The 12994-nt window shown below is 47.8% G+C and carries 11 protein-coding genes; 3 read left to right on the forward strand and 8 right to left on the reverse strand.

What is annotated here, in order from left to right; genetic code table 11:
• Window positions 1-134: 134 nt before the first annotated feature.
• From HNP82_RS02025 to HNP82_RS02040, 4 genes are all read right to left on the reverse strand, one after another.
• Complete coding sequence (locus tag HNP82_RS02025) at window positions 135-689, reverse strand: hypothetical protein (RefSeq protein WP_183770906.1); 555 nt, start codon at window positions 687-689, stop codon at window positions 135-137.
• Between the two features lie 314 nt (window positions 690-1003).
• The gene (locus tag HNP82_RS02030; protein WP_183770908.1) at window positions 1004-1147 is read right to left on the reverse strand and encodes a hypothetical protein; all 144 of its coding nucleotides are present in this window, start codon (window positions 1145-1147) and stop codon (window positions 1004-1006) included.
• Window positions 1148-1425: 278 nt separating this feature from the next.
• The gene (gene rlmD / locus HNP82_RS02035; protein WP_183770910.1) at window positions 1426-2808 is read right to left on the reverse strand and encodes a 23S rRNA (uracil(1939)-C(5))-methyltransferase RlmD; all 1383 of its coding nucleotides are present in this window, start codon (window positions 2806-2808) and stop codon (window positions 1426-1428) included.
• A gap of 15 nt (window positions 2809-2823) precedes the next feature.
• Window positions 2824-3774, reverse strand: a complete 951-nt coding sequence (locus tag HNP82_RS02040) for a 3'-5' exoribonuclease YhaM family protein (protein ID WP_183770912.1) — start codon at window positions 3772-3774, stop codon at window positions 2824-2826.
• A gap of 393 nt (window positions 3775-4167) precedes the next feature.
• Between HNP82_RS02040 and HNP82_RS02045 the strand changes: the two genes are divergently transcribed.
• The 3 genes from HNP82_RS02045 to pepF all read left to right on the forward strand — a co-directional run bounded on the left by HNP82_RS02045 (window position 4168) and on the right by pepF (window position 9619).
• Window positions 4168-6627, forward strand: a complete 2460-nt coding sequence (locus tag HNP82_RS02045) for an endonuclease MutS2 (RefSeq protein WP_183770914.1) — start codon at window positions 4168-4170, stop codon at window positions 6625-6627.
• Between the two features lie 198 nt (window positions 6628-6825).
• Window positions 6826-7665, forward strand: coding sequence for an undecaprenyl-diphosphate phosphatase (locus HNP82_RS02050; protein ID WP_183770916.1), 840 nt, complete (start codon window positions 6826-6828; stop codon window positions 7663-7665).
• 154 nt (window positions 7666-7819) lie between these two features.
• Entirely contained in the window at window positions 7820-9619 is a 1800-nt protein-coding gene (pepF, locus tag HNP82_RS02055; protein WP_183770919.1) for an oligoendopeptidase F, read from the forward strand.
• Window positions 9620-9779: 160 nt separating this feature from the next.
• Here pepF and HNP82_RS02060 read toward each other — a convergent pair whose 3' ends face one another.
• The 4 genes from HNP82_RS02060 to HNP82_RS02075 are packed head-to-tail and all read right to left on the reverse strand — an operon-like array spanning window position 9780 to window position 12968.
• Window positions 9780-10289, reverse strand: a complete 510-nt coding sequence (locus HNP82_RS02060; RefSeq protein WP_183770921.1) for a tRNA (cytidine(34)-2'-O)-methyltransferase — start codon at window positions 10287-10289, stop codon at window positions 9780-9782.
• Window positions 10286-11476 (reverse strand): aminotransferase class I/II-fold pyridoxal phosphate-dependent enzyme, encoded by a 1191-nt coding sequence (locus HNP82_RS02065; protein ID WP_183770923.1) that lies wholly within the window; start codon window positions 11474-11476, stop codon window positions 10286-10288. The genes HNP82_RS02060 and HNP82_RS02065 overlap by 4 nt, the downstream gene beginning before the upstream one ends.
• Window positions 11473-11955: an Lrp/AsnC family transcriptional regulator gene (locus HNP82_RS02070; RefSeq protein WP_183770925.1), complete on the reverse strand. Its 483-nt coding sequence runs from the start codon at window positions 11953-11955 to the stop codon at window positions 11473-11475. Before HNP82_RS02070 ends, HNP82_RS02065 begins: the two co-directional genes overlap by 4 nt.
• A complete protein-coding gene (locus HNP82_RS02075) occupies window positions 11952-12968 on the reverse strand; it encodes an AIR synthase related protein (RefSeq protein WP_183770927.1) in 1017 nt (338 codons plus the stop codon). Before HNP82_RS02075 ends, HNP82_RS02070 begins: the two co-directional genes overlap by 4 nt.
• Window positions 12969-12994: the final 26 nt, after the last annotated feature.

The raw sequence follows: 12994 nt of genomic DNA on the forward strand, positions 1-12994 counted from the left end.
TATTTGCTAATATTTAATTTTACCAACAAAGCTTCCTGCAATGTTTGTGAAAAATTCACTCCTGCCTGTATTGTTGTTTCATTCAGATTTTTCTGATCGGGTGGCGGATCACTGTCCGCCAGTTCGTTTTCTAATCATCTTTCACTATTTATATCTGTATCTCTAAAATAGGAACTTCCGGGTTCTATCCCCTGCTCAAAGGGATCTCCTCCGCCATTTCCATAATCTTCCCAGCCGATGGCTTCCCTTCCGCGAAACAAAACATTTTTGTAGTCATAATAGGTCACCGTCTCCTGGAGAAAACTGCTGACACTGGCTACCATAGGCGTCCCATTTTTCTCCACAACATGTTCCGGATGATAGACGAACACATTGATCACAAAACCTATGCACACCGCCGCTGCCACAACTACGCAATAGATCATACATAGTATAGCCCGCAATACCCGGATTGCCGCAGAAACTTTTTCTCTCTTTTTCCAAAGCATGCGTTTTCCGATCCAGAAGATCAATATACCCACAGATATCCCTCCAAACCAGGACAATATCATCTGAGGGACACTGCGCAATGCTGAATCCGTGAAAACTTCGATCAGCACAACAGCAGTCTTTCCCGCCAAAAACAGAAGAAGGGGAATAACGCCCCAATATTTTTTACATTTTTCACTTATCTGTTGGTATCCACTCATGAAAACCTCTTTTCCAGTGCTATTTATACCCACGTTCATCATTGAAATTTCCGCAGATCAAATATTTCTTTCAGTTCCACAAAACCAACGTTCCCTTTTTCCCTGATCTTTAAAAGTATGACCTTCTTTTCATTATCATCGGCTTTGATGACGAGCCATCAACCATCTGCTTTTATAAAAAGAAAATTTTTGTATTCCAAAACAACTTTCATATCCGCATAAAAACTCGGTCTGCCTGTAAAGCATCTGAATCTGTCTGCAAAAATTTCTATTCCAGTTTCATATTATTTTCTCTCTTTCTTATATCTCTAAGATCATTTATTCCAAAAGCCCTTAAAAATGGGAACTCCTAATCTCCCCAGCCAACACATCCAAACGGTCATTCCCGGCAAAAATTCTGTCCCGTGACCGCTCACCATCAATATTAACACAGCCGCTTGTAAATCAAAACTGTTCATTCATCCTCTCCTCCATAAACATTACGCTTGTAAAATTTATAAGTCAAGAGTTTTCTGAAAATCAACGGATACTCATTATATCTTTGCTCCACGATTCCACGAATTTCTCTGTACTTGCAAAATTCTGACATCCTGACAGTAATATAACGGGCAATTTTAGATTGGACATAGCCATCTTTTATTGTATTCATAAAAAATAAAAATCCGGGAACCCGAACCTGTCCTCTGACAAGCCCCGGCTCCCGGAAATCCCTTGTTTTCTACACTTTTTCGCTATCCTATTCTTTGACTTTTGACATCAATACTACCGTCTCAACATGCACACTATGTCCAAACATGTCCACACACTGAACCTTTTCCACCCTATATCCATTCCCGCTTAGATAATTTAAGTCTCTGGCCAGGGTGGCAGGATCGCAGCTCACGTAGACGATGCGATTGGGAGCCATTTTGACCATACATTCCAGCAGTTCCGGATCACAGCCCTTCCGCGGCGGGTCCACCACGATCACATCGGCATAAATACCATTGCTCTCATATTCCCGCGGCAGGACTTCCTCCGCCTTCCCTACAAAAAATTCCACGTTTTCCATATGGTTCAGGCGGGCGTTGGATCGGGCATCATCAATAGCCTGGGGGACAATCTCCACGCCGCAGACCCGTGAGGCCGTCTGGGCCAAGAAAAGAGAAATGGTTCCAATGCCGCAGTACAGATCCCACACCACTTCCCCTGGCCTTAAGGCGGCAAATTTCAAGGCAGTCTCATAAAGAATCCGGGTCTGTCTGGGATTGACCTGATAAAAAGACAGCGGTGAAATCTGGTAGGCAATCTTCCCAATATAATCGGTGATATAGGGCTGTCCCCACAGCGTCTCAACCTTATCTCCCAGGATCACATTGGTTTTTTCCCGGTTAATGTTCAGGCAAATGCTGGTCATGCCCTCCACAGCCGTCAGGATGCCAATCAGCTCTTGGGCATGGGGAATTTTTTCGCCGTTGATCACGAGACAGACCATCACCTGACCTGTGGATTCGCCGATGCGGGTCAGGACATGACGCACCAGTCCCTGGCCTGTGGATTCATTGTAGGGTTCCACTGAATACTCTTCCATCCATCCCTTAATTTTATGGACCAGTATCTCATTTAAAGGATGCTGAATGTAACAGTGTTCTGTATCTACAATGGAATGAGTGTGTCCGGCATAAAAGCCCATAACGATCTTTCCTTCTTTATTTTTTCCCACGGGAAACTGAGCCTTATTACGATAATAATAAGGCTCTTTCATTCCGATAATGGGAAGCATCTGGAAATCCTGAAGTTTTCCCACACGTTCCAGAAGATTTCTCACTTTATTTTCTTTAAAACGAAGCTGCTCTTTATAGTCCAAATGCATGATCTGGCAGCCGCCACAGGTTCGGGACACAGGGCATTTGGCCGGGACACGGAAAGGCGACGGGGTAAGAATCTCCATCAGACGCCCGTAGCCGTAGTTTTTCTTGCTTTTGATCACCTTGACACGGACACAGTCCCCAATAAGGGCGTCCTTGACAAAGAGGGTGTAGCCCTTGTCCTCCCCTTCCTGCGTCAGCTTGCCAATACCCTCGCCATTAGTCCCAAGATCAGTGATCTCCAATATAAATTCATCGTTTTTTTTAATCATAGGTGATCCTTTCCTTTACTGATTGGGTTTTGACGTACGGCGCACATTGGAATCCAGAATGCGGTTAAAGCCAAGCCACTCCATATTGTCCCCGGCAGCCTTGAAAATCTCTGTCATTGTCTGCATCTTCGCATCTGTATTGTCTGCCAGATTCAAAGCCATAGCCTCCATGAGGGCCGGTTTCTTTGGCGATCCGTATTCCAGTTCCCCGTGATGAGCCACAATACAGTGTTTCAGCTCATTTTCCAGCACTTGTGGAAAACCTGGGATTTCCCGGATACGGTCATGGATCATCTCCACGCCGATGACAATATGGCCGATCAACTGTCCGGCATCAGTGTAATCATTGGCCGGAAACAGAGACAGCTCCTTTGTCTTCCCGATATCGTGAAAAAGAGCAGCGGTCATGAGAAGATCCCGATTCAGCATGGCATAGCGGGTACAATAAAAATCGCAGAGCTTCATGACACTCAGCGTATGCTCCAAAAGACCGCCGACAAAGCCGTGATGGACGCTTTTTGCGGCGGAATGGCGCACGAAACTCTGGATAAATTCTTTATCCTTTATAAAATAGCTTTCCGCCAGCGCCTTTAAATGGGGTTCCTTGATCCCGGAAATGAAAGCGGTCAGCTCCTTGTACATATCTTCCACTTTATACTGGCTTGTAGGCATATAATCCTGGGGATTGTACTCCATCTCCTGAACCCGGCGGATGCGGCGGGCGTTAAGCTGCAGGGCCCCCTGAAAACTTGTGACCTGTCCGTCCACCTTAATAAAATCCAGGGCCTCGAAATGCTCAATGCCGCCGGAAATTTCCCATACTTTTGTGTCGATGGTTCCGGTTTTATCCTGGAGGATCAGAGAATAATAAGTTTTCCCAGCCTTTGTCTTCATTGTCTGCTTGGATTTGCAAAGATAAATGTCCGATATATTTTCTCCCTCGCGAAATGTCTCAATAAATTTCATGAAAATCCTCTTTCTATTATTAAAAATCCTCTTTCTATTATTATAATAAATCACGGCCCAGCCTTGCTCATCCTGATGGCAAAACTGTGACTTCTATAAATTTTATAACAACATAACCACAAGTATTATACTTCATAGATATAGATTTTTCTATATAAAAATAAAGAATCCCTCGAAATCCTTCCCTTTTCTTCCCATATAGGTTACAATAGAAATGTTGCATTGCCGCCGCGCAGCCAATTGCCCGCGGGGCTTGCGCCTGTACAGGCATAAACCATTTCGCCTGAACGGTTATGCAAAAACTGCGACTATGCAGAGCGGCGTATCTCCCGATTTTTCCCGCCATCCTGAACTCTTACAAAAAAATAATAAAAGAATCGCAGGTGATTAAATTTGAACGAAAAAGCACTCCGCATACTGGAATATAATAAAATCATTGACAAACTGACCGAACTGGCCGGATCTCCCATGGGTAAGGAGCTTTGCAAAAATCTCCAGCCCTCCACAGATCTGGGAACCATTAACCAGATGCAGACACAGACCAGCGACGCCCTTTCCCGTATCTACGCCAAGGGCTCACTGTCATTTTCCGGCCTTAAAGACATCCGCGGCTCACTGCTGAGGCTGAATGTAGGATCCACGCTGAATATTCCCGAACTATTGTCTATCGCCTCCCTCCTGGACGTTGCTCTGAGAGCCAAATCCTACGGACGCCGGGATGGCGGGACGGATAGTCGAAGCAATGATCCCGATAGGCACAGCAGCGGGACGGATGACCGGAGCAGCGGACCCAACGGAAGAGACAGCGACAACCAGGGCGACAGCCTGGAAAGTCTCTTTGCTGTGATCGAGCCATTAAGCCCTCTCAACCATGAGATCCGGCGGTGCATCCTCTCCGAGGAGGACATTGCCGACGATGCCAGCCCCGCCTTAAAAGCGGTACGGCGCAATATACGCCTCACTAATGACCGTATACGTTCCCAGCTTAATACCATGGTCAACTCCCCCAGTATGGCCACAAAACTTCAGGACAACATTATTACCATGCGTGGCGGACGCTACTGTCTCCCGGTAAAGGCTGAGTACCGCAGCCAGGTCCAGGGGATGATCCACGACCAGTCCTCCTCCGGCTCCACTTTATTTATCGAGCCCATGGCTGTTGTCAAGCTGAACAATGACCTTAGGGAGCTGGAGATCCAGGAAAAAGAGGAAATCGAAAAAGTTCTGGCCCAGTTGAGCGCCCAGGCCGCCCAGTACACCGACGCCCTGGAGAGCAATATTTCCGCCCTGACCGCCCTGGACTTTATTTTCGCCCGTGCGGCTCTTTCCCGGACGTACAACGGCACTCAGCCCCGCTTTAATGAAAAGGGTTTTATCCAGATCAAAAAGGCCCGCCATCCTCTCCTGGACAAAAAGAAGGTGGTGCCTATTGACATTACTATGGGCAAAGACTTTAAGCTGCTCATCATCACCGGCCCCAACACCGGCGGAAAAACCGTGTCCTTAAAAACTGTGGGACTTTTTACCCTGATGGGTCAGGCCGGGCTCCACATTCCCGCCTTTGACGACTCCCAGTTGGCGGTATTTGAAAATGTTTTCGCGGATATCGGCGATGAGCAGAGTATTGAGCAAAGTCTGAGTACATTTTCCTCCCACATGACCAACATTATAAAAATACTGGACGCCTCCAACTATAAAAGCCTTGTCCTTTTAGATGAGCTTTGCGCGGGGACAGACCCCACAGAGGGGGCTGCACTGGCCATTTCCATATTGAAAAACCTTTTAAGACGGGACGTGACCACCATGGCCACCACCCATTACAGCGAACTGAAAGTTTTCGCTCTGTCCCAGGAAGGGGCCTGCAACGCCTGCTGCGAGTTTGACGTAGCCACGTTAAGCCCCACCTACCGACTTCTCATCGGGGTTCCCGGAAAGAGCAACGCCTTTGCCATTTCCAAAAAGCTGGGACTGCCGGAATACATTATCAACGACGCCCGAAAAAATATGGACGCGGCGGACCAGGATTTTGAAGATCTCCTCTCTGATCTGGAGACGAGCCGCAAAACGATTGAAAACGAGCGGGAAGAAATTGAAAGCTACAAAGCTCAGGTAGCCGCCTTAAAAGATCGTCTGGAAACAAAACAGGAAAATCTCGCCCAACAAAAAGAGCGGATTCTTAGGGAAGCCAGGGAACAGGCTCAGAAAATTCTTCAGGACGCCAAGGACTTTGCGGATCAGACCATCCGCGATATGAACAAACTGGCGGCTGGCGGCGGCAATGCCAAAGCCATGGAGGCTAAGCGCAGCGCTGTCCGTGAAAAGCTTGGCAAGGTCAGCAGTGGTCTGACTCTTGGCGGGACTGGAAAGAAAAACCGGCTTAAACCCGGCGATATTAAGCCCGGCGACAGCGTCATGGTGCGCAGCATGGGTATTAAAGGTATTGTCTCCTCCCTTCCCGACTCCAAAGGAAATGTCCAGGTGCAGATGGGAATCTTAAAATCCCGTGTAGCGCTAAGCGATCTTGAACTTTTAGACGAAGAAGTGATCAAAACACCAATCCTTAAAAAAACCGGCGCGGGAAAGATTAAGATGAGCAAGTCTGCCACCGTTTCTACAAGTATTAACCTGATCGGCAAAACCGTGGACGAGGCCATCCCTGAAATGGAAAAATACCTGGATGACGCTTACCTGGCCCATCTGTCCCAGATCACCATTATCCACGGACGGGGTACCGGCGCCCTGAGAAACGCTGTTCACCAGCGCCTCAGAAAAATGAAAAATATTAAATCTTTCCGCCTGGGTACCTTCGGAGAGGGAGAGACCGGCGTCACTATAGTAGAATTTAAAGACTGAAAAGAGCTTCAATACAGCGGGACCGCAGGCCTTAAAAGTATGGGCCGGCCCACGGCCCGTTCCCGCGTCCATAAAACATTATTCCCGGCGTATAACTCTGTAAAGCCGGTCATATGATAGTGATACCTAAGTCAAGCAGACATACTTGTATGAAAAAGCATGTCTGCTTGACAAAAAAAACCCCAGAAAGGACTTACTATGATAGAGTTAATTAAGGCGATCATTTTTGGCATTGTAGAGGGAATCACCGAGTGGCTTCCTATCAGCAGTACCGGGCACATGATACTGCTGGATGAATTTATGCCCTTAAATGTCACCCCGGAATTTCTTGAAATGTTCCTCGTTGTCATCCAGCTTGGCGCCATTCTTGCCGTTGTAGTCATTTACTGGAAACGTCTGTTCCCCTTCGGCATTGAAAAGGAAAAAGGCCGCTCACGGCTGACAGCCGACCGTCCTATGCTGATCATGTGGCTGAAAATTATCATCGCTTCAGTCCCGGCGGCCATTGTAGGACTGTTCCTGGACGACTGGCTCAACGCCATGTTTTATAACTATGTCACTGTTGCCATTATGCTGATCATTTTCGGTGTCCTTTTTATTGTCATTGAAAACAGCCGTTTCAGCAAAAATGCCCAAGTGACCTCCATCGCGGAAATCACTTACACCGCCGCCCTGATCATCGGCGTATTCCAGATGATCGCGGCCGTATTCCCCGGCACCTCCCGCTCCGGCGCTACTATCGTAGGCGCCCTGCTTATCGGGATCTCCCGGACAACCGCCGCCGAATTTACATTTTTCCTGGCCATCCCGGCCATGCTTGGCGGCAGTGCCTTAAAACTTGTAAAGTTCGGTTTCAGCTTTACATCCCAGGAACTTCTCATCCTCATTGTAGGAATGGCTGTGGCATTTATTGTATCCATCCTGGCCATTAAGTTCCTTATGACTTACATAAAAAAACATGATTTTAAAGTTTTTGGATGGTACCGTATTGTTTTAGGTATACTGATCCTGATATGGTTCGCCGTCCAGACATTTTAATTTATTTCCGCGGGCAGTTCGCCAAGCGGACGCGCGAGCGCGTTCGTTTGGCTCACCGCCGCGAGCTTAACCCTCGCGGTGCTGTCCAAAGGGGCGCGCAGGCGTGTCCCTTCGGCTCACCGCCAGGATAATAAACAATAAAGGAGTGACACATATGTCAGACGCAACAAAAATTTTATTAAGAAGTGAAGTTGACCCAAAAGATACCTGGGCTATTGAAGATCTTTTCCCCTCCGACGAGGCATGGGAGGAAGCTGTGAAACAGCTTCAGGCACAGACCGATGAAATTGTAAAATACCAGGGAAAACTTGGGGACAGCGCCCAGTCCCTTTACGGCTACTGCGCCCTGGAAACTCAGATCAATGAAAATATCGAGAATATTTACGGCTACGCGAACCGCCAGTACGATGTAGACACCACCAACAGCACCTATCAGGCTATGATGTCTAGGGCCACATCTATCTATGTAGACTGTGTGGGACGTCTGTCCTTTTCAAGCCCTGAGATTCTCGCCATTCCCGATGATATCCTGGAACAGTTTTTTAAAGATGAGCCCCGCCTTTCCATCTACCGCCGGAGCATTATGGAGATCCGCCGCTTAAAAGACCACATTCTCTCCCCGGCGGAAGAAAAGCTTCTGGCTGCCGCCGGAGAAGTGGCCAACGGCCCGGAGACGATTTTCTCCATGATGGACAATGCCGACGCCGTCTTTCCTCCTGTTATCGACGATGATGGCAAAGAGCTTCCTCTAACCCACGGAAGTTTTATCTCTCTTATGGAGAACAGTAACCGCCGAATCCGCCGTGACGCCTTCATGAACCTGTACCACACGCTGGAAGGTCACAAAAACACCTCCGCCGCTGTTTTAGCAGCCCAGGTCAACCAGCTTAAATTCTTCGCCCAGGCCCGGAAATACCCTTCAACCATCGAAGCGGCCCTCAACGTGACCAACGTTCCTGTCAGCGTTTATAAAAACCTGATCAACACTGTTCACGACAACATGGGATATATGTACAAATACATGAAGCTTCGCAAAAAGCTCCTTGGCCTTGACGAACTTCATATGTATGACCTGTACACTTCCATGGTGCCTGACGCTGACGTTAAGATCACCTTTGAGGAAGCCAAGAAAAATGTCATGGAAGCTGTAGCTGTCCTTGGGAAAGACTACCAGGCCATTTTAAAAGAAGGCTTTGACAACCGGTGGATCGACGTCTATGAAAATAAAGGAAAACGCTCCGGCGCTTATTCCGCCGGACATAAAGTCCATCCTTTCGTGCTGCTGAACCATAAAGATACATTAAATTCCGAGTTCACTCTGGCCCATGAGATGGGACATGCCATCCACTCCTGGCTCTCCAACAAGAATCAGCCGGCGCCGGACGCGGAGTACGTGATCTTTGTGGCGGAGGTGGCTTCCACCTGCAATGAAGCTCTGCTGATGCAGTATCTCCTTAAAAATACAGAGGACAAAAAAGTCCGCGCCTACCTGATCAACTATTTCCTTGAACAGTTCCGCACGACTCTGTACCGTCAGACCATGTTTGCGGAATTTGAAATGAAGATCAACGAAGCCAGTGAACAAGGCGTGGGACTTACTGCGGACTATTTAAATAAACTCTATCACGACCTGAACGTTTTATACTACGGCGAGGACGTTGTTGTAGACCGCGAGATTGATATGGAATGGGCCCGCATCCCCCATTTCTTCTACAACTTCTACGTTTTCCAGTACGCTACAGGATTTTCCGCCGCCATCGCCCTGTCCCAGCGCATTTTAAAAGAAGGGGAGCCAGCGGTGAAAGACTATATTTCCTTCCTGTCCGGCGGCTGCTCCAAAGACCCTATCTCTCTGCTTCGAGGCGCAGGGGTAGATATGGAATCTCCTAAGCCAATTGAGGAAGCATTAAAACTCTTCTCCAGCCTCATCGACGAGATGGAGGAACTTATGTAATGTAAATCTCTTAATCAGATACCCCGAAGCACCGATCGGGGTATCCCCTGTTAAAAAAGGCATCCCGAATATCAATGTGCATTTTGATATTCGCCGATGCCTTTTCTTTTTTCTGATATTCAACTATCAATGTTTGGGAAGGAAAAGCCGGTGCGCCTTCTCAGTTCTCCGACTTCCAGTGAAGACGGTGAAGATCACCTTTTGGATTGAGCTGGTCAAAGCCATTTTGCCGCAAAGCTTCATAAAGAGCAATAGCCACTGAATTTGACAGGTTCAGTGAGCGGATCTGACCGATCATAGGAATACGGACACAGTAATCCTCATAGTCCACAAGAATTTCCTCTGGGATTCCCGCACTCTCTTTGCCAAACATAAGCCAGGCGTCCTTTGGGTAGGTCACGTCACAGTAACACTGTCTGGACTTTGTAGTAAACATATACAGTTTTCCAGCGCACTGAGGATTTTTCTCAAGGAAATCCTTAAAATCGTCGTAGATGGTCACATCCAGATCATCCCAGTAATCCAGCCCGGCCCTCTTTACTGTCTTGTCATTGACTTTAAAGCCCAGAGGCTCAATGAGATGGAGACGGGTTCCCGTGGCCACGCATGTCCGCCCGATATTGCCGGTATTGGCCGGCATTTCCGGCTCCAGCAAAACAATGTTCATCATTTTGTTTCACCTTCCGGATGATTTCTCACATAATCTACAAAGCGGGCGATCCTGTCTGTAGCCGTCTTTAATTCTTCCAGGGAATAAGCGTAGGAAATACGCAGGAATCCTTCGCCGCAGTCACCAAAGGCAGTTCCCGGAACTACAGCCACTTTCTCCGCCTGGAGAAGTTTCTGGGCAAACTCATCTGAAGTCATGTTCAGGCTTTTAATGCTTGGAAAAATGTAAAAGGCCCCGAAAGGCTCAAAACATTCCAGTCCCATTTTTCGGAAAGTGTGAACAAGGAACTTGCGGCGCTGGTCATAAGACTGGCGCATCTTTTCCACCTCGGCATCCCCGTATTTTAATGCCTGAACCGCGGCGTACTGGCTGGTGGTAGGGGCGCACATAATGGCAAACTGATGAATCTTTATCATCTGCTCAATAATATCTTTCGGTCCGCAGGCATAGCCCAGACGCCAACCGGTCATGGCAAATGCCTTAGAAAAACCGTTAATCAGGATGGTCCGCTCTTTCATCCCCGGCAGGGAGGCGATGGACACGTGATCTGCCCCGTAGGTCAGGGCACCGTAAATCTCATCAGACATGACAAATATATCTTTTTCAATACAGATCCTTGCAATATCTTCCAGATCTTTTTTCTCCATGATTGCCCCTGTTGGATTATTGGGGAAAGGCATGATCAGTACTTTGGTCTTTGGAGTGATGGCCGCCAGCAGTTCTTCCTTCGTCAGCCGAAACTCGTTTTTTTCTTTCAGGTTAATGATCACCGGCACCCCTCCGGCCAAAATAGTACATGGCTCATAGGACACATAGCTTGGCTGGGGGATCAGCACTTCATCGCCAGGATCAAGCATAGCCCGCAGACCGATATCAATGGCCTCAGAACCACCCACAGTCACCAGGATCTCATGCTGATAATCATATGTAACATTGCAGTGGCGCTCCAGATAATGGGAAATCTCCTCCCGCAGTTCCTTCAGGCCAGAGTTGGAAGTGTAAAAAGTGCGCCCTTTTTCCAGGGAGTAAATTCCTTCCTCCCGAATAAACCACGGAGTATCAAAATCCGGCTCGCCTACGCCCAGGGATATCACGTCCGGGTCGTTCATTTCAGTCACAAGGTCGAAAAATTTCCGGATGCCGGAAGGCTTAATCTGTGTTATAGTTTTTGACAATGGATTTCTCAAGGTGTAATCAGCATCCTTTCCTTTTTCGTTTCCGGAATCATAATCGTTCCGTGGTCTTTATATTTCTTTAATACAAAATGAGTGGCCGTGCTTAAAATAGACTCCATAGTGGCCAGCTTGGAAGATACGAAATGAGCCACTTCCTGTAAAGACTTGCCCTCAAGGATCACAAGCAGATCAAAGCCGCCGGAGATCAAATACACCGTATCTACCTCGCTGAAATTGTAAATGCGCTCAGCGATCTTGTCAAAGCCCTGCCCTCTCTGAGGTGTCACCCGGACTTCAATAAGAGCCACAACCTTGTCCACGGAAGTGTTTCCCCAGTTGATAATAGTATGGTAACCGCAGATGGTTTTGTCCCTCTCCATTTCATAAATGGCCTGGGCCACATCTTCTTCCTTTTCACCCAGCACGATGGCCAGGTCTTCTACACTGATCTTGCTGTTTTTCTCTATAACAGATAATATTTTCTCCTTCATTCTATCTGCCTTCCTTTCATTTTTATACATTCTTCCAGACCTCTTGGAGGTTCCAGATAGCGCCTCTCATCGTCATTGATAATCACCCTGTCATTGCCTGATGTAAAACAGCCGATAACCGCAGCGTCAATCCCCTGCTGCTTTAACAGATGGGTCAGCCGCTCCCCGTGGTCGGTGGCGATGAGCAGCGATCCCAACGACGGTATTTTGTAAGGATTCACATCCACAAAATCACACAACTCCACCGTTTCCTGACGGACAGGTATTTTTTTCAGATCGACCTCCAGGCCCACATGGCCCATCTGGGCCGCCTCCCACAAGCCTCCGAAGATGCCGCTTTCCGACAGATCAAACATAAACGACGGTTCAAGTTTTGCCGCAATATAAGCCTCCCGGCTGACAGAAAAAAACTGATCCATACCGGCAATAGCATCGGCAATATCATGATTATATTTTTTTACAAAAGCCTCGTGGCAGTCCTGCTCTAAAAGCCAGGAACCTGACAGTCCGGCCCATTTTGTCATTACTATACTCTGCCCCTCCGAGGGGGCCGCTGGATTGCCTCCCGGCAATATCCCGGCGTCAGTATTCCCTGGAACGCCTAATGCAGTGACAGAAGCAACCACTTTCGTCACATTAGGGCTGATCTGAGTATGACCTCCGGCAAGATCAATCCCTTCCGCCCGACATGCCTGTTCCATAGCCTCGATCATCTTTCTGAAATCCTGTTCCTGGGTGTTCTCAGGCACAGTGAGGGAAACCATGATCCCCTCCGGAAGGACGCCGGCACATGCAAGACTGTTGACACCTCTTGGCACAGCCAGAACTCCCACCTGAAAGGGCGTCCCTTCCACAGTATTCACTGCGGCGGCAGCGTATGTATCCGGGCCGGTTCTCATAATCTGGTATCCCAGCCCTACTTTAGGTTTACATAATATATTATCATTTCTTTTATGAATCTGCTTGAAAACAGAACGGTCTAAAATGCTCTCCTGCAATTTTCCAATTTTCAAATACACAAACCTCCTGTCTTCCTGGT

Source organism: Catenibacillus scindens (assembly GCF_014202115.1).
Lineage (GTDB): Bacteria > Bacillota > Clostridia > Lachnospirales > Lachnospiraceae > Catenibacillus > Catenibacillus scindens.